Genomic DNA, 18,928 nt, shown 5'->3' with positions numbered 1-18,928 from the left:
AGCAAATCAGTTATGAAAGCGTTTAAATCTATGATTTTACGCTGGTTAAGGAGGTGAAAAAATAGAGTCGTCATCGGTGGTGTTAGTTTTTACCTAAAAATTGAAAGTGAGGGTGTGAATCATGGGTAAAAAAAGAGTTTTGTTCGTGGCCTGTTTCGTTTTGGTTGTATTAGCTAGTCTTTTTCCTAACAAAGGCATGGCTTCAACACCAGAATCTTCTTACTGGTACCCGGAAGAGCTACTAGAATGGAATCCAGAACAGGACCCGGATGCAGAATTTAATAGAAGTACCGTTCCATTGGTCGAAAGAGATAGTATTTATCCAAGTAATGATACACAGCAAGAGGATGCCAAATTAGTGGCGCTATCGGCATTAAATCAGAATACGAGCGGCGTTCCCTCCCAGGGTGGGAAGGATTTTTTTGCAAATACGTTTAGTTTTTGGCAATACGTTGATCTCATGGTCTATTGGGCTGGATCAGCGGGTGAAGGGATTATTACACCACCTAGCGCAGACGTCACGGATGCAGCACATCGAAATGGAGTGCAAATGTTAGGAAATGTGTTTTTCCCTCCTCAGGTCTATGGGGGGCAGGAAGAGTGGGTGGAGCAAATGTTAACCCAGCGAGAGGACGGCTCTTTTCCTGCGGCGGATAAGCTTTTAGAAGTGGCAGAGTATTATGGATTTGATGGCTGGTTTATCAACCAGGAAACAGAAGGCGGAGATGTAGAAACTGCCGAGAAAATGCAAGGTTTTTTAACCTACCTTCAAGATCATAAACCAGAGGGTATGCATATTATGTGGTATGATTCGATGATCTCGACGGGAGAAATTCGTTGGCAAAATTACTTAACCGACAATAATAAAATGTTTTTGCAGGATCAGGACACGAGAGTGGCGGACAGTATGTTCCTTAATTTCTGGTGGTCGAATGAAAGCCAGGAGAGGTCTCATGACAAAGCGGTAGAGATTGAACGGAATCCGTATGATTTGTATGCCGGAATTGATGTGGAAGCAAGTGGGACAAGCACAGATGTGAATTGGGGAAATGTATTCCCCGATGATCACGCCCCATTTGCATCACTCGGCATTTACCGACCGGACTGGGCGTTTAACTCGTCCTCTACTATGGATGAATTCTATCAAAAAGAAGAAGAGTTTTGGGTTGGGGAAAAGGGAGACCCGAGGTTTACAAACGAAAATGAAAGATGGAAAGGAATGGCTCATTACTTTACAGAAAAAACGGTGGTTAATGAGTTGCCTTTCACTACCCATTTTAATACAGGCAGCGGTACATTCTTTGCCGTAGACGGGGCTGAAACATCGAACCAGTCTTGGAATAATCGCAGCCTACAGGATATTTTACCAACATGGAGATGGATTGCAGAAAGCGAAGGGGAGCCGCTGGACGTTGATTTTGATTGGGACGAGGCGTATTATGGCGGGAGTTCTTTACAGGTTTCTGGAGCGTTATCAGAAGAGAATGCCACTCATGTGAAGTTGTACAAAACGAAGCTGACTGTGGAAAAGCATACGGAAATAGCGCTCACCTACAAAACAACGGAAAAAGATACACATATGAAAGTCGGCGTGAGCTTTGCCGATGCACCGGAAGAATTTACGTTTTTTGATGTGAAGAAAAAAAGTCATGGCGATTGGAGAACGGATTGGATAAAGCTCCACAAGTTTGAAGGAAAAGAAATCGTAGCGATTTCCTTATTCTTTGATTCTAAAGCTGAAATCGAAGACTACCAGATGAATATCGGCGAATTGGCGGTCTATAACAAACACGATCGAAAACAGGCACCAAAAGCACCGACTCGTCCGGAAGTAATCGATACGGTATTTGAGGATGGATTGTATGCGGATGTCGAATTGACGTGGGAGCATGATGAAGAGATCCGCCACTATGAAATCTATCGCCAATTATCAAATGGCGAGCGAGAATTTCTGGGGGCGACGCCGAATCAAGTGTATGCGATCTCTGATTTAAGACGAGAAAACCAAGAGATGGAGACCACACTTGAAATCGTAGCCGTAAATGAACACTTTGTAAGAAGTCGAAATCATTTGGAGGTCAGCTTTGATTGGCCGGAGTATCCAGTTCCAAATGCGGATTTTAATGTCAGCAAAACGGTGGCACAGCCTGGAGAGGAAATTGAGTTTTACAACCGCTCCTCAGAAGTAACAGAAGAAGTTGAGTGGCACTTTGAAGGTGGAGAACCATCATTTAGTGACGAAGAAAATCCAATCATTCGTTATGAGCAAGAAGGGACCTATTCCGTGACGTTGACGGCGAAAAATACAGAAGGGGAAGATGTGTTAGCAAGAGAGGGGTATATCACTATAACGGAGGAGGCCCAGGATATCGTGAATGTTGCCTTAAAGAAAGAGGCGACGGCAAGCGGGCAATGTGCAGCAAGCGAAGGACCGATGAATGCGATCGACGGAAAAGTGACGGACAACAGCAAATGGTGTGCAATAGGAACTGATCACTGGCTACAAGTTGATTTGTTGGAGGAGTATGACCTGTCTAGCCTTGTTGTCAAACATGCTGAGGCTGGAGGCGAGCCGTCAGCGTTTAATACAAGAGCGTTTACCATTGAGACGAGCTTGGATGGGGAACAGTGGGACCCTTTAGTGTCTGTGGATAACAATACGGAAGGAGTCTCTGAGCATACCATCCCGCTTACGACTGCGAGATATATCCGATTATCGGTTCAGCAGCCGACCCAAGGTGGGGATCAAGCCGTGCGGATTTATGAATTGGAAGCCTACGGGTATTAATGAACGGGGATCAGGAAAAAGTTCTATACAAAGGCAGAATGATTGCCAATCATTCCTGCGAGACAGTGCAGGAAGGGAGTTAGATTTTTATAGAGAAATTATTCATTTGGCTGTTGCTATGGCTATGAGTTAATCATAGTAACAGTTTCCCTTCAAACCAAGTGATCCAGAACTTGAGGGCTGAAAAAGATAGCGCAATGTCGGATAAGCATAAGTTAAATTGCAGCAATAGGGAAAAAGTATAAAGCGTTTTCAAACGTTAAACTAAAGAAAAGAAAAAAAGAGGTGTTTGATGATGCAAAAGAAATTCGCGGCGACTTTATACACACTCAGAAATGAGCTAAAGGAGCAAGGCATCCCCTCGGTTTTCAAGGAATTAGCGCAAATGGGCTGGGCCGGAGTACAAATATCCAGCTTACCCCCAGGGTACGATCCAGAGGAAGTGGCAGCGAGTATCAAAGAAAATGGATTTAAAGCAGCGGGAATGCATGTGTCTCTTGATCGATTGCGAACGGATTTAGGTGGGGTACTCGAAGAAGCGCGTCTGTACAACACGGTTGATATTATCTGTCCCTTTTTGCCCAAGGAGTATCAAAACGCTGAAGGCTATCAGCAGGTCAAATTCGAACTGAACGAAATCGCAAAAGAGTCCCCAGACTTTCGCATCAGTTACCATAACCATGCGTTTGAATTTGATACAACGATAGAAGGGACGTCCGCGCTCGAGTACTTGCTCGAACCAACTAGCGACAATCAGATTCTTGCAGAGATCGATGTGTACTGGGTAAAAAAAGGCGGGCAAGATCCGCTTGCGTTTATCCAGAGCTACAAAAATCGTATGCCGGTGCTTCATCTAAAGGATATGACTGTGGACACAGAAGAAACTTTCGCTGAGGTGGGGACGGGTTCGATTGATTTTCCACCTATCCTTCAGTGGGGGGAAGAAAACGGTGTTGAGTGGTATGTGGTCGAGCAAGATATATGCAAAGGGAAACCGATGGATAGTTTGAGAATAAGTCTAACGAATCTTCAAGAGATGGCCAAGAGGCGGCAGGTAAGCGGATGAGGGAGAAACCTCATTCATCTGGGCGTTTGAGGAGAACTAATCCTTAATGCGGGATAAAAATAGAGAGAAGCTTCTCTTCGGCAGATAGCTCCTCTATCTAATTAAGACGACAAAACCTCTTTGCGATAGTGTTCTGGTGTCATTCCTGTCAGCTGCTTGAAGACTTTCGTAAAATGAGATGGATACTTAAAGCCAATTTTGTAACTAACATCTGTCACGCTCACGTCGCCAAGCATAAATTCAACTTTTGCCTGATTGATACGGCGCTGGTACAAGTATTTGGAAATCGTAACCCCTGTCACCTCTTTAAAGATTTTAGAGAGGTGATATTTGCTCAGGTGGAGACTTTCCTGCAGGTTTTCTAGTCTCACGTCTTCCATATAGTGGTTTTCGATAAACGAGACCACATTCTGAACGTTTTTCTCTTTTTCAGAAGTTGGAACACGCCGCTCGCGTAAGGGTTTGATGCAGTAAGGAGCGAGGAAACTTAACAAGTCCATAAACAGCAGCTGGAAGCGAAACGAGGCCTGAGCATCGTTTCGCTTTTGGCATTCATGAATAGATTGGAGAATCCCCTCTAGCTGAGCTTTCCCCTCGCCCTTAAACGTGAGACGAAGGGTTTTCAGTGACGAAAAGGGAGAGAGAAGATCCACTCTCCCCATTGGTTGTAGAATCGTATGAAAATACTGCTGTTCAAAGTGCAGGGTCGAGCGAATGTAGGGTTCACCGTCAAACAATTTGGGGCGATGAAGCGTTAAGCCATGCATGAGAATTAAATCACCTGGATGTAGGCTTAGAATCTCATCACCGATTAGGTAGGTACATTTCCCACCGTGAAAATAGTAAATTTCTGCTTGCTCATGGGAATGAAAATCGAACGCTTCTTCGTTCTTCCAGTCCTGCATATAGTGGAAATTCAACTGTGGAAGTTGCAGCGGTGAGTGAGTCATTATACCTCCTGAGTGTTTGTCTAGCTCCGGCAGGTAGAAGCGTCGAGATTTTTCAGCCCTGACAACGAAATCTAAGATCGGATTTCGTTGTCAGGCCTTCCAAAATTCACGCTTCTGTTCGACCCGCCTGCGCTTTTCGGTTTGTAATTTGTAGTGCTTTTTCCTGAGCAAGCAAGCAGAGCTCCGCGGCCTTAAAGGCGTGTTCCTGGGTCATGGCGTTTTCTGTGCGATGCAAGCAATCAAGAATGAGTTCGCCGAAAAACGGATAGCCTACCTCGCCTTTTAAGGAAAAATGCTGCTCTCCTTTTTCGTTCACGAGGTATAGTTGATCGCCATGCGTTTCCCTTGCAACATCGACATACTTACGGATCTCAATCGTTCCTTTCGTGCCTGTGATAAACGTCCGACCGTCTCCCCACGTGCTTAACCCATCTGGCGTGTGCCAGTCAACTTTAAAAAACTGGGTCGCTCCGTTGTCACCGACAAGCGTAGCATCTCCGTAGTCCTCAAGCTCCGGGTACGCCTCTGAGTTATAATTCGCCACTTTGCTATGAAGTACCTGCGCATCTTTGCATCCTGCAAAGAAGAGAAACTGTTCAATCTGATGGCTGCCGATGTCACAGAGTATGCCCCCATATTGTTTTTTCTTAAAGAACCAGTCCGGTCGACTGCTGGCATTTAAGCGGTGTGGGCCAAAGCCGGTCACTTGCAGGACATCGCCGATTGCTCCCTCCTCAATCAGCTGTCCAGCAAACACGGCTGACTCAACATGAAGCCTTTCGCTATAGTAGACCATATACTTTTGTCCCGTTTCCTGGCAAGCGGCGCGGGCTTCTTCCAGCTGCCATAGGGTTGTGAAAGGAGTCTTATCCGTAAAGTAATCCTTCCCGCTTTGCATGACGCGAATTCCAAGGCTTGCGCGTTCGGAAGGAATCGCTGCACCCGCCACTAACTGAATGTCTGGATCCGCCAACACCTCTTCTTCGGAGGCGGCAAATGTGACATCCGGAAACGTTTGTTTGAACGCCTCCATTTTCGCCGTGTCAGGATCATAGACGCTTTTTAATACAGCTCCCGCTTCCAGTAGGCCGTTACACATTCCGTAAATGTGACCGTGATCGAGGGCAACGGCGGCGAATGTGAATTCTCCTTCCTTTACAACCTTGTTAGGCTTTCCTTTCGGTGCGTAATTCATCCCGTCCTGATGACTCATGAAAACTCCTCCTAATGACTGCCTTTGACGTCGAGTGTCCTAACAGTCTGATCTTTTTTAACCGTCGATTGCTTAATTTTCACCTGTAGTTGGTCATAGTAAAGGTCTTCATCGAGCGGAAAATTGACCCACCCATCGGTCCATGTCGAAAGCTGCATAGCGTTCGAGAGCGTCAGCCCGTGAATGCCTTCTTCCCCTGGGGCGATGAGAGGCTCCTTCTGCAAGATGGCATTGACAAAGTTTTGGGTAATCCCCGGATGTCCGGTTTCCTTTCCTCGGATCGGAATCTCACATTTCCAGCTCTCTGGTTCGCCGAATCCCCCTTGGAATTGCTGGTTGAATTCAGGTTCGGACTGCTGGAGTTGCCAAAATGAGAGTTCGCCGTCTTCAACAACGGCTTTTCCTTGTGTGCCGGTAATTTCAAGACGATTCGTGCCAGGGGTTTCGCCAGTCGTCGTAATGAACACGGCTGATGCGCCGTTCTCGTATTCGGCAAACGCTGTGACATCATCTTCAACTTCAATGTTCCGGTACTTGCCAAAGGAACAAAACGCGCGAAGGCGGGAAGGGGTCATCCCCGTGAGCCAGCCCCACAAGTCCAGTTGATGCGGGCATTGGTTAATGAGCACACCTCCACCTTCCCCGGACCAGGTCGCCCGCCAGTTGCTTGAGTCATAATAGCTTTGCGAACGGTACCAATCAGTGATAATCCAGTTAATTCGGCGAATGGCACCAAGTTTACCACCACGTATAAGCTCTCGAAGTCTCTTGTACAACGGATTCGTGCGTTGATTATACATCATGGAGAAGACAAGGTTGCTTTTGGCTGCGGCTTCGTTCATCTCTCGCACCTGCTTCGTATAGACACCTGCTGGTTTTTCGCACAGCACATGCAATCCTTCTTGAAAAGCGCGAATGGCAAGTCGTGGATGGCTGAAGTGCGGGGTTGCAACCAACACAGCATCAAGTCTCCCCGATGTAAAGAACGCTTCCTCATCAGAATAGATCTCAACGTCGCTGCCGTACAACTCCTGCAGCGTTTCCACCCGCTCAGGGCGTTCCTCGAGCAACGCCGTCAAGCGAGCCCCTTTAATCTCAGCTGCATGTAAATAGGCAGCATGAGATGTTCCCATATTCCCAACACCAATGACTCCAATTCGTACTTGGTCCATGTTAGCAGCTCCTTTGTGTTTGCGCTTACAATGAGTGTATCGATGTAGGGCAGAGCTGGCTTTGCTGTCCTTGTGGGAAGTTAGCATAAATTTATACCTCGTTGTGGTCATAGGTGCTGAGGTTTGTCCTAATATCCGCCGCTTTCTTTGTCGGCTTACCCAGTTTATATCGACAATATGAAAGGGAACCTTACCACTTGAAAACACAAAGAGTAATTAGAAATGTAAACTTTGCGCTGACCATAATGTTATACCAGATAACATGGAGACGATGTGAGCTCCCAATATCGACCTCAGTGTTGCTAGATTGTAGCTCAAAAGCTTGAACAGCCTTTACAAACAAGCTAAAAGTCACAATAAAGTGGGATTAAAAAACACTTGGCGTGCACTTTGTATTGAGAGATTTAAGCCTAAAAGAATAAAATAAAACCTGTGCTGTGCTTAGAAGGCACAGGTTTCATCAGTCTCACTCCCCATTCACAATCACATGCTTCTCCCTCACAGCGGAGTAAGGGAACTGAAAACGATAGTCCCCAGACCCTACTTCGGCGAGGAGACCTTCTTCTGTCCTAATAACATTTCGAATCCCTTCGGCTTGTTCTAACGCCTGATTCCCTTCTTTTACAGATGAAGTGGAATCGGAAGGTATATGAACGATTCCTGTGGCGTTCGCTGGAACTGTTACATCCCAGACAACCTCGCTTCCAGTGGTAAAACTCCATGATGATTCCACGTTTCCATACATTGTGTGTAGGGTGCCTTTGACCCAGCTCAATTCTTTCGTGAAGCGGGGGGCAAAGTGGATTCTTTTAAAGCCTACTGCCTCTTTGTCCAGGTCGATGCCTGCCACTCTTCGATAGAGCCAATCCCCAATGGACCCATACGCATAGTGATTGAAGGAGTTCATATCCTCACTCCAGAAGCTCCCGTCCTCCTTGATCCCATCCCAATGCTCCCAAACAGTTGTAGCGCCTTTTTCCACCTGATAGAGCCAGGACGGGTAGTCTTTTTGGAAAAGAAGGGTGTAAGCGACCTGGTCATACCCGGCTTTGCTTAGTGCGAAATTTAAATAAGGTGTGCCGACAAAGCCTGTTTTTAAATGGTAGTGGGCGTCTTTTAACAGTTGCTTAAGCTTTCTTTCGGTTCGTTTCTGAATGTCACCATCAACGAGATCGAACATCAAAGCGAGGATATGCGCTGTTTGCGTTGGTACGGAAAGGCGTCCAGACCCAGTAATGAATTCACGAGCAAAGGCTGCTTTGACGGATTGATAGAGTTCGTTGTAATGAACATACTCGCTTTCTTTTCCTAAAACGTCTGCGGCTCTGCTTACGAGCCTTGCTGAATATGCGTAGAACGCCGTTGCGATAAAATCTCGTTCGGTTGCGCCGATGTAAGTGTCTGGCTGAGAATCTAACGCTAGCCAATCGCCAAAGTGAAAACCGGTGTTCCAAAGGTATTCGTCGCTTCCTTGTTTGCGAATGTAGTTGACCCAAGCCTTCATGCTCGGGAATTGTTCCTCAAGGAGCCGCTCGTCGCCGTAATTTTCATAGAGTGTCCACGGACAGATAACCGCTGCGTCCCCCCAAGCCGCCGAGGAATGAGAATCAGGATCAAGCGTGTCTGGAATGACAAAAGGAACACTCCCGTCTAGCCCTTGCTCGCTCGTTAAGTCTCTTAGCCACTTTTTGAAAAACGGAGCGACATTGTAGAGATAAGAGGCCGTGCTTATGAACATCTGCGCATCCCCTGTCCAGCCAAGGCGTTCGTCTCGCTGTGGACAGTCAGTCGGCACGTCGAGGAAATTGCCTTTCTGTCCCCAGACAATATTGTGCTGCAATTGATTGATCGACGGATTGGAGCATTCGAAATTACCAATGCGCCGCATATCAGAATGAAGCACAATACCTGTGAAATCACCGAGCTTTACAGATTCGTCAAAACCAATGAGCTGCACATAGCGAAAGCCTTGGAATGAGAAGAACGGCTCGTAAGTTTCCTCTTCTCCTCCTCGCAACGTATAGGTAATGGTTTGTTTGGCTTGGCGCAAGTTGTCAAGGTAGACATTGCCGTTGGCATCTAGAACTTCAAAGTGTTTAAGAGAGACGGTCTTGCTTTTATCGCCTTTGATCTTGAAATGAACCCAACCGACCATGTTTTGACCGAAATCAAGCACAACTTCGCCATTCGGTGTATGAATAAGCTTAATAGGAGTGATGCGTCCCTGCTTGCGAACGGGTTCATTTTCTTGGGCTACGATATGGGAGGTCGGTTTTTTATTTGCCTTAGCAACCACCCAGCCGTCTTCCTGAAAGTTGGCTTCATCCCATCCTGGTTCCTCAAGTCTCGCATCATAGGTCTCTCCGTGATAGAGTTCCGATTCTAGAATCGGGCTCTTACCGGTTTTCCAGTTGTCATCAGAGAAGACTACTAGGTGTTCACCGTCCTCACTCTCGACATGGAGTTCGGCGATAAAGGACTGTTCGTTCCCGTATATGTTCACCTTTCCTTCCCAGGCGAGGTTTCCACTATACCAACCCTTACCAAGTGTCACCCCTAGAACATTTTCCCCTTCGCGTATAAGCTCGGTTACATCGTAGGTTTGATATTGAAGCCTTTTGTGATAATTCGTCCATCCTGGGGTAAAGTACGCATCGCCGACTCGTGCCCCGTTCAGTCTTGCTTCGTACAAACCTGTAGCTGTGATATATAGCCTGGCACGCGTTAATTTTGGGCTTTGGTAATCAAAAGTTCTCCTGAACCTCGGTGACTGTGCATCTTCTACTAGATTTTCCGTTGCGCTTACCCAGCTCGCGCTCCATGCATCTGAGCGCAATAATCCTGTTTCAAAATAATGCCCTTCCGACCAGTCGCAGGCTCCGGACCCTGTCCAAACCTTTACACGGTAATGGTAAAGAGTTTTCGCCTCCACTTTAAATGGAGGGAGCTGGACGTGCACCGAGTGGTCAGAGAGGATCTTGCCGGAGTCTGCCACAATCTCCTCGTAGTTTTTATCTGTCGCCACTTGAACTTGATAGGCAGTTTGATTGGTACCACGCTTGTCTGAGCGAAGCTGCCAGCTAATCCTTGGATTATCGACGTCTAGCCCGATTGGATTTTCCATGTACTCACATAATACGTTGGTTAATTTTAGCATTGTTAAACACTCCTTCGTTTAGTTTGAAATGGTGGATTTATTTTTCTCAAGCTTTTGCATTAACTGTTGATACTCCTTTGGGTTATTAATAGGATATTGGCGAATAAGAAGAAGCATTGGCACACAAACCGCTACAGGGGCAAGAGTCCGCATCGCGTTGATCCAAAACATCGTTGTCTCTGTTTGCACCGGTTGGTTTGCGACATAGCCTACCCAGTCGAGGACGACCCCAAAAAGTCCGGAAGCAATAGCTGGTCCAAGCTGCAGGCCAAAGGCAAGCAAGGAGAAGAGGACACCATCAGATCTTTTGGTTGTTTTCCATTCGGTGTAGTCCGTCATTTCAGCGACCATTCCTGTGAACGATACAAAACCAACACCTACGAGAAACTGGGCAAAAGCGAGTGCTGCGAGAAACAGCGGAATAGACCACCCTGCAAGAAAAAACATGATTGAACTAAAGATCATTGTCCCGACAATATAAGAGAGACTTGCTTTTTTGTTTCCTAATTTCGGCAGGAAGAAGCCGGAAAGGACAACACCGATGACAAGTGCTCCATTCGCGATGAACATGTACAGTGGCACCAAGTCCGGACGACCTAGAAAATACTCGACGTGATAGACGCCCGAGGCCCCTGGTAGGCCCATAGTTAGTCCGAAAATGATAATCATTACGAACAAAGAAAGCACTTCTTTGTTTTTGAAAACAACACGCTTATAATCTCTCAGTGCAGGGGGGGTAACACTGGTTGTTCTCCGCTCTTTCGTATTGAAAAAAGTGAGCCAGCCGGAACCAATGATGCCAATACCTAGAATGCACATTAAAAGAACGTATCCTCTAGTGTCGTCCCCCTGTCCAAGGAAAGCAACCATAGGCAAAGCAATCGTTGAAACAAGCAGAACCGCTGCCTGACCAAATGTCCGAACAGAGGAAATGAGATGTCCTCGGTCTTTTAGGCTGCCTGACAGGCTAGGGACCATGCCCATAATCGCGACATCATAGATGGTGAAACAAAGACCGGCCAGGTTGTATGTGATGAGTGCGTAAGCGACCAATGCGGCTGTTCCTAGATCCGGTGCAGTAAATGTCAGTACCGAAAATACGGCCAAGGGGATGGGGATGACAAAAAGGTATGGCCGGAATTTCCCCCATCTCGAGTTCGTGCGATCCACCATCACACCGACAATAGGATTGGAGATGGCATCAATCGATTTTGAAACCATGATGACCGCTCCGGCAACCCCACCTGCAAGCCCAAGCACGTCTGTGTAGAAGATTAATAAGTACGTATTGAACATCGCAGAAGCGAAGTCCTTCCCCATACCTCCGGAACCGTAGAAAACCTTCTCTCGCCACGTCATTCCATCTAAAGTCATTGAACTCTGGCTTAACTCTCGGTGTTCCATGCTTCATCTCTCCCTGCTTTTGAATTTCGAAGGTTTCGAGTACAATAAGGTAGTAGGAATGGTGTGTACTCATTATAAGAGGGAGATAACGCTTACAAAATGACATATCATTCGTTGTTTACTAACAAATGATACGATTCTAGAGGAGGGGAGTGGGGTGCTTTCAAAGGCAGAGCTGGAGAACCGTTTATTTGCACTTTCTGAAGAAGAGAGGGGGTGGAAAGAGCAAGATCGTAGCGCTCGGAATGAAGAGAGTGAACACGAGACGATTTCTGTGAGAAACGAACAAATCTGTCTGTTTGATGAGGGTCTCTTTTACAAGAATGAAAAACTAAGTATACGCAAACATATTCGTTATTCTATAGTTCCTAAGCATGTGCATTCATATATTGAACTCATCTATGTCTACCGTGGGCAATGTCAGCAGATCATCAAGGACGAACTCATTACGCTTCACGAAGGGGACTTTTGTATTCTCGATACGAGAGTTCCACATAAAGTACTGCAAACAACGGAAGAGGATTTAATCATCAACGTTTTGTTACGCGAAAGTTACTTTACCTATGCCTTCATGAATCGCTTAAATAAACAGGGAGTGATTTCCCAGTTTCTTGTCAGCATCATGTATGAACAGCACGATCGAGATTCGTTTCTTGTGTTTCGCGCTTTAGAGAATCAACATCTCCCTGTTTTGATGACGAATCTTTTGAGTGAGTATTTTGACAAAGGGGCCTATTCCGATTCCATCTTGGAAGGGTATATGTTCCTCATCTTTACAGAGCTGTTGAGGGTTTATGAGTACGATTGGAAGCGTAAAGAACAATCCCTAACAAAATACCCGATCATTATTGATGTTCTTTCCTATATTGAAGAACACTATCGACATTGTTCATTGAAAGAAGCGGCAGCGCATTTTTCATTTAGCCCTTCGTATTTAAGTACACTCATCAAAAAACGGACATCATCGACTTTTAGCGAACTTGTAAAAATGGAGCGAATGAGAAAAGTACGGGAATTGCTGACGAATACGGAACTTACAGTGGACGAAATTTCAATCGAAGTAGGGTACACAAACGTAACCTTTTTTTATAAAGTGTTTAAAAAAGAGTTTCATATGACGCCTCATGAATTTCGTTTTCGAAATCAGTCTTTTGTAAAACGTAGATGAGACCAGGGGAGGGTCGTGAATGAATGAAGAGTTGTTTTCTCAGTTGCTTGCTTTAACGGAAGAAGAGGAAGAGATCCTAGAGAATCACAAGGTGAATAAGACACGCTACACATCGAGAGCAAGCTTTGTTGTGGAAAGCAATAAGTTCCTTGCACCTGATAAATCCATTATGATCCGTAAACATACGCGGTTCACTCCTTTCCCAAAGCATAAGCATGATTATGTTGAAATCAATTATGTGCTTCACGGCAGTCTCAAGCAAACAATTGGTTCAAAGAAGCTTCATTTGCAGCAAGGGGAACTTTTGTTTTTGAATCAGCATATTGAACATGAGATCGAGCGTTGTGGCCATGAGGATATTATCATTAACTTTATTATTCAGCCTCATTTTTTTGAATACGTTTTCGCTTTCTTGAACTTAGAAGGTCCGATCTATACATTTCTCATTGACAGTCTTCATAATGTTTCCGATACCGGCCAGTTCCTTCATTTTAAAGTAGAGCAGGAGGAGTCGGTGCAAAGACTGATCGTTAAAATTGTGCATGAGATTATGAACCCGACGTTTATGTCTGAAGCGACGGTAAAACTATACGTTGGCTTATTGATCGTCGAACTGACCAAACATGCCGATAGAATACAGGGCGTGAGTGAATCATCTTTACAAAGCCAGTGGATGCAGGAAGCGTTGACCTATATTCATAACGACTATCGCACTGCTTCTTTGTACGAGCTTTCAAGGCGCTTAAACCAGCCCCACTATTTACTTAGCAAGACGATTAAGAAATTGTCTGGGCAGACGTTTAAGGTATTGCTTAAGGAAAAACGGTTAGGCGTGGCGAAAGAGCTTCTCGAAGGCTCGAAACTGCCAGTATCTATCATTGCTGAGGAAGTTGGCTACGGCAATATCAGTTATTTTTACAGCATATTTAAAGAAAAATACGGAATGACTCCCCATCAATGGAGAAAAAGAAGCATGTCATCTATGTAGAGGAGGGCATGTTTTTATTTATGATTTGCAAATAAGGACAGTATTTTTAGTAAGAGACGTTATAGGAAAACGTCAAGTAACCGTTTAAACTGTCATTAGATGAAATCGCTTTCCATAAAGGAGGAGTGCAATGAGCGTGTATCGTTTGGCCGTTGATATAGGAGCTTCCGGTGGTAGGGTGATGGCTGGTCGTTACGAGAATGGTCAGCTCGAACTTCAGGAGCTACACCGTTTTGACAATAAAATGACGATAAAAAATGGGTGCTACTGCTGGAATGTTGAGCGCTTGTTTGACGAAGTAAAAACAGGGATCACACTTGCGAAAACAAAGGGAATCAAACCAGCAAGCATTGGAATTAATACATGGGCGGTTGATTTTGTGCTCCTGGATGAACAGGACGAGTTGTTGACAGAAGCTGTCTCCTACAGAGATTCTCGTACAGACGGAATCATGGAAGAGGTACTGAGGGAAAAAGGAGCCGAAAACCTTTACGCAAGGACTGGCATTCAGTTTCAGCCGTTCAATACGGTGTACCAATTGCTCGCTTTAAAAAAGACAAATCCCGAAGTCTTATCAAAGGCGAAGACGTTTCTCATGCTTCCAGATTACTTTCACTTTTTACTGACAGGTGAGAAAAGAAATGAGTACACCAATGCGACGACCACTCAGCTTGTAAACGCTTTTGACAAAGAGTGGGATATCGAGTTAATTGAAGAGTTAGGGCTCCCTCCCCGTATTTTTCAGCCGCTTGCTGAACCTAAGACCGTTCTCGGGACTTTTAAGCCAGAGATTGAAGCAGAGCTCGGTATACGAATGGATGTCATACTTCCAGCAACGCATGACACCGCGTCTGCGGTTGCGGCTGTACCGGATCGTGATTCATCGCTGTATATCAGTTCGGGAACGTGGTCTCTGATTGGCGTGGAAAATGACGTTCCGATCTGCAGCACAAGTGCAAGGGAGAACAATTTTACGAATGAGGGCGGGATTGATGATCGCTTTCGTTTTTTAAAAAACATCATGGGTTTGTGGATGATTCAAGAGGTAAAGCGACTGTATGAGGATGAGTATTCTTTTGCTGAACTTGTCGAACGGAGCAAGGAAGCGACTGATTTTAAAGCGGTTATCGATGTCGATCAACGAAGGTTCTTAAAGCCAGTTAACATGATTGAAGAGATTCAGTCTGCGTGTATGGAGGCAGGCGAGCCGGTTCCGGCTACGCCCGGTGAAGTGGCGAAATGCATCTATGACAGTTTGATCGCGAGCTACAAGCGCGCAATTAAACAAATCGAAGAAACGCTCGAACGTGAGTATCCGGCTGTTCTTATTATCGGCGGGGGGTCACAGAATGAGCAACTCAATCAGCTTCTCGCCGATCGGACGGGAAAAGACGTTTTTGCAGGACCGACAGAAGCCACTGCCCTCGGCAACTTGATTGCCCAACAAATCGCGGGCGGTGAGATAGCTACGCTGGAGAAAGCACGGACGTTGATCAAAAAATCGTTTAACGTCAAACACTATCAACCCACAAGGAGGAAGATCAACGATGTCTACGAGGTTTGAATTTGCGAAAAAGGATTATGAAGCATGGGGAATTGATCTGAAGGAAGCGTTTGAAACGGTGAAGAAGGTGCCCATTTCCGTACACTGCTGGCAAGGAGATGACCTCAAAGGAACGGAAGTCGTCCAAAATGAGCTTTCCGGCGGTATAGACGTAACGGGCAACCACCCGGGAGCCGCACGCAATGGCGACGAGCTTCGCGCTGACCTTGAAAAAGCGCTTAGCTTAATCCCGGGAAAGCATCGTATCAATTTGCATGCGATGTATGCTGAAACGAATGGGGTAGCGGTGGAAAGAGACGAACTGGAGCCGAAACATTTCCAAAAGTGGGTCGACTGGGCTAAGAAGCATGATCTTGGACTGGACTTCAACCCAACGGTTTTCGGTCATCCAAAATCCGATGATGGACTGACGCTCAGTCATCCGGATCCAGCCATCCGCCGCTTCTGGATCGACCACTGCAAAGCGAGCCGTAAGATTGGCGAGCACTTTGGCAAAGAACTTGGAACGCCTTCCCTTGTGAACATTTGGGTGCCAGATGGCTTTAAAGATACGCCAAGTGATCGCCTGACGCCAAGAAGACGGTTGAAGGAGTCACTTGATGAAATTTACAGCGATGTTTATGACGAAAATCATGTACTTGATGCCGTGGAAAGCAAGCTGTTTGGTATTGGTTCGGAGGCGTATGTGGTCGGGTCCCATGAATTTTACATGAATTACGCCAATCAAAACAACAAGCTTTGCCTGCTCGATACTGGCCACTTTCACCCAACCGAAGTAGTCTCCAATAAGCTGTCTGCGATGCTATTGTTCCACGATCAGCTGGCGCTTCACGTATCACGTCCGGTCCGCTGGGACAGTGACCACGTCGTTGCTTATGATGACGAGCTTCGGGAAATTGCCCAAGAGCTTGTACGCAATGATTCACTGGATCAAGTATTGATCGGCCTCGATTTCTTTGATGCGAGTATTAACCGTGTGGCGGCCTGGGCAATTGGCACACGCAATATGGTAAAGGCACTACTTTATGCAGCACTCCTCCCGCATGACCATTTGAAAAAGCTCCAGGACGAAGGACGCTTTACTGAACGGTTTGCGCTTCAAGAGCAGTTCAAAACCTACCCATTCGGAGAGGTGTGGGATGAATACTGCAGACAGCAAAGCACGCCAATCGAACGTGAGTGGCTCGACATTGTGAAGCGTTACGAAGAGGATGTGCAACTGAAGCGTATCGATAAGGCTGTTCATAGCTAAGCAAACAAATCGTTGTTAATGACAAATAAGAGAAAGAGGGATGTCCCATGGTTCAAAACCTGTGGAGTGAAAAAGAAAAAGACGGTAAATCTGGCCTTGGGGAGCTCGTATATCGCTCCAATTTGCTTGGTGCGGACCGCTCCGTTTGCAACTGGGGTGGTGGCAATACTTCCATGAAAACAACAGAGGTGGACTTTCGCGGTCAAGAAGTCGATGTCATGTGGGTGAAGGGAAGCGGATCCGATCTCGCTACAATGGGAGAGAAAAATTTTTCAGCACTTCGACTTGAGGACATTGCCCCGCTTTTTGAACGTGAGGAAATGAGCGATGAAGAAATGGTTGCTTACCTCGGGCATTGCATGATTGATCACTCGCACCCGCGCTCGTCCATTGAAACGCTTCTGCATGCGTTTCTTCCTTTTAAACACGTCGATCACACGCACCCCGATGCGATCATCAGCCTCTGCTGCGCAGACAATGGCAAGGAACTTGCAAAGGACATTTTCGGGGATCGGTTTGTCTGGGTGCCTTACATCCGTCCTGGGTTTACCTTATCGAGAATGATTGCCGACGGGGTCAAGGAAAACCCGGAGGCGGAGCTCGTCCTCATGGAAAAGCACGGCCTTGTAGTCTGGGGCGATACGGCAAAAGAGAGCTATGACAGAACGATTGCTGTTATCAATGAAGCAGAGCAGTTTATCGAGAAAAAGCGAGGGGATGAGCCTGCATTTGGCGATGCGAAGTATTCAAGCCTTTCTCGCGAGCAGCGTGAAGGGATTTTTGCAGAAGTGTTGCCGTTGATTCGCGGTCAAGTTGCTCATAAAGGGAAAGGTATGCTTCTCTCCTATGAGGATTCGGATGCAACGCTGGAATTTGTGAATAGCAAGCAAGGCAAAGAGCTCTCACAAGTGGGAGCAGCGTGTCCCGACCACCTCGTGCATACGAAACGAGTGCCGCTGTTTATTGACTGGGAACCAGAAGCGAGCGATGTAGAGAGACTCAAGCAGAAAATCGTGGAAAACATTCAAGCGTATAAGGTAGAGTATGTGTCTTACTTTGAACGCAACAAGAACGAAGGCGACAAGATGTTTGAACCATCTCCACGTGTGATCCTCATCCCAGGCCTTGGCATGGTGAACACGGGAAAGAGTCTGGCGATGGCAAACGTAAGTGGCGCTCTCTACACAAGAGCAATATCCGTGATGCGAGGAACAACAGCCCTTGGTGAGTTCGTCTCCCTAAGTGAAAACGAATCCTATGAAATTGAATACTGGCCGCTAGAGCTATATAAATTGACACTTGCGCCTGCGGAAGCTGAATTTTCTCGCAAGGTGGCCTTTGTCACAGGCGGTGCAGGAGGAATTGGCAGTGAAACATGCCGTCAGTTTGCGGCACAAGGGGCTCATGTCGTGTTGGCCGACGTGAACCTTGAAGGGGCGGAGAACGTCGCTACAGAAATGAATGAAACTTACGGCGAAGGCCGGGCGATGGCGATTAAAATGGACGTCACAAGCGAAACGGCGATTAAAGAAGCGTTTGCTAAAGTCGCGCGTACGTACGGCGGTGTCGATATGATCGTCAACAACGCAGGCCTTGCCACATCCAGTCCGCTTGACGAAACGTCGCTTGATGAGTGGAACTTGAATATGAACGTGCTTGGCACCGGGTATTTTCTCGTCGCACGTGAAGCATTCTCACAGATGAAAACACAGCAAACAGGCGGCAGTATGGTCTTTATCGGTTCAAAAAACTCCATCTATGCAGGTAAGAATGCATCTGCCTACAGTGCTGTAAAAGCAATGGAAGCGCATCTCGCTCGCTGTATTGCCTCGGAAGGAGGAGAATTCAGCATCCGTGTGAACACTGTCCTTCCGGATGCAGTCTTGCAGGGGTCTGCGATCTGGGGATCCAAGTGGCGTGAGGAGCGGGCGGCTGCTTACGGCATTGAACCCGATCAGCTTGATGAGCATTACCGGAAGCGTACGACGCTTGGGGTCAATATCTTTCCCTCTGATATTGCGGAAGCCATTCTGTTTTTATCTTCGTCTAAAGCGGAGAAAACGACTGGCTGCATGATTACCGTTGATGGTGGGGTGCCAGCGGCGTTTACGCGCTAGATAATCAAACAGCCTCCTTTGTTTATGGAAACAGTTGGTTTAGAAGGAGGCTGCTTTAGCAAATGAAATGGAAACGCTTTCTAAAGGAG

General features: G+C 46.4%; 12 protein-coding genes. 7 read left to right on the top strand and 5 right to left on the bottom strand.

The window, feature by feature from the left end:
• Window positions 1-121 precede the first annotated feature (121 nt).
• The gene (locus tag AVZ68_RS00785) at window positions 122-2,788 is read left to right on the top strand and encodes an endo-beta-N-acetylglucosaminidase (protein WP_059102634.1); all 2,667 of its coding nucleotides are present in this window, start codon (window positions 122-124) and stop codon (window positions 2,786-2,788) included.
• Between the two features lie 295 nt (window positions 2,789-3,083).
• The gene (locus tag AVZ68_RS00780; RefSeq protein WP_059102907.1) at window positions 3,084-3,854 is read left to right on the top strand and encodes a sugar phosphate isomerase/epimerase family protein; all 771 of its coding nucleotides are present in this window, start codon (window positions 3,084-3,086) and stop codon (window positions 3,852-3,854) included.
• 101 nt (window positions 3,855-3,955) lie between these two features.
• Here AVZ68_RS00780 and AVZ68_RS00775 read toward each other — a convergent pair whose 3' ends face one another.
• The 5 genes from AVZ68_RS00775 to AVZ68_RS00755 form a co-directional block, all read right to left on the bottom strand.
• The gene (locus tag AVZ68_RS00775) at window positions 3,956-4,804 is read right to left on the bottom strand and encodes an AraC family transcriptional regulator (RefSeq protein WP_059102633.1); all 849 of its coding nucleotides are present in this window, start codon (window positions 4,802-4,804) and stop codon (window positions 3,956-3,958) included.
• 106 nt (window positions 4,805-4,910) lie between these two features.
• Window positions 4,911-6,017 carry a Gfo/Idh/MocA family protein gene (locus tag AVZ68_RS00770; protein WP_059102632.1) on the bottom strand — a complete coding sequence of 369 codons (1,107 nt, stop codon included), beginning with the start codon at window positions 6,015-6,017 and terminating at the stop codon, window positions 4,911-4,913.
• 11 nt (window positions 6,018-6,028) lie between these two features.
• Window positions 6,029-7,189 (bottom strand): Gfo/Idh/MocA family protein, encoded by a 1,161-nt coding sequence (locus AVZ68_RS00765; protein ID WP_059102631.1) that lies wholly within the window; start codon window positions 7,187-7,189, stop codon window positions 6,029-6,031.
• A gap of 466 nt (window positions 7,190-7,655) precedes the next feature.
• On the bottom strand, window positions 7,656-10,346 hold the full coding sequence (locus AVZ68_RS00760) for an alpha-L-rhamnosidase (protein WP_059102630.1): 2,691 nt from the start codon (window positions 10,344-10,346) through the stop codon (window positions 7,656-7,658).
• Window positions 10,347-10,364: 18 nt separating this feature from the next.
• Complete coding sequence (locus AVZ68_RS00755) at window positions 10,365-11,750, bottom strand: MFS transporter (protein WP_059102629.1); 1,386 nt, start codon at window positions 11,748-11,750, stop codon at window positions 10,365-10,367.
• A gap of 157 nt (window positions 11,751-11,907) precedes the next feature.
• On the opposite strand from AVZ68_RS00755, the gene AVZ68_RS00750 reads away from it, so the two are divergent.
• From AVZ68_RS00750 to AVZ68_RS00730, 5 genes are all read left to right on the top strand, one after another.
• The gene (locus AVZ68_RS00750; RefSeq protein WP_059102628.1) at window positions 11,908-12,918 is read left to right on the top strand and encodes an AraC family transcriptional regulator; all 1,011 of its coding nucleotides are present in this window, start codon (window positions 11,908-11,910) and stop codon (window positions 12,916-12,918) included.
• A gap of 19 nt (window positions 12,919-12,937) precedes the next feature.
• Entirely contained in the window at window positions 12,938-13,906 is a 969-nt protein-coding gene (locus AVZ68_RS00745; RefSeq protein WP_059102627.1) for an AraC family transcriptional regulator, read from the top strand.
• Window positions 13,907-14,036: 130 nt separating this feature from the next.
• Window positions 14,037-15,470 carry a rhamnulokinase gene (rhaB, locus tag AVZ68_RS00740; RefSeq protein ID WP_059102626.1) on the top strand — a complete coding sequence of 478 codons (1,434 nt, stop codon included), beginning with the start codon at window positions 14,037-14,039 and terminating at the stop codon, window positions 15,468-15,470.
• Window positions 15,454-16,722, top strand: coding sequence for an L-rhamnose isomerase (gene rhaA, locus AVZ68_RS00735; protein WP_059102625.1), 1,269 nt, complete (start codon window positions 15,454-15,456; stop codon window positions 16,720-16,722). Before rhaB ends, rhaA begins: the two co-directional genes overlap by 17 nt.
• Window positions 16,723-16,769: 47 nt before the next feature.
• Entirely contained in the window at window positions 16,770-18,839 is a 2,070-nt protein-coding gene (locus AVZ68_RS00730; RefSeq protein ID WP_059102624.1) for a bifunctional rhamnulose-1-phosphate aldolase/short-chain dehydrogenase, read from the top strand.
• Window positions 18,840-18,928: the final 89 nt, after the last annotated feature.

The organism is Shouchella shacheensis (assembly GCF_001484965.1).
In the GTDB taxonomy this organism is placed as follows: Bacteria; Bacillota; Bacilli; order Bacillales; family Bacillaceae_D; genus Shouchella; species Shouchella shacheensis.
Note: the sequence above shows the minus strand (reverse complement) of the source record. Positions and strands in the feature narration are given on the sequence as shown.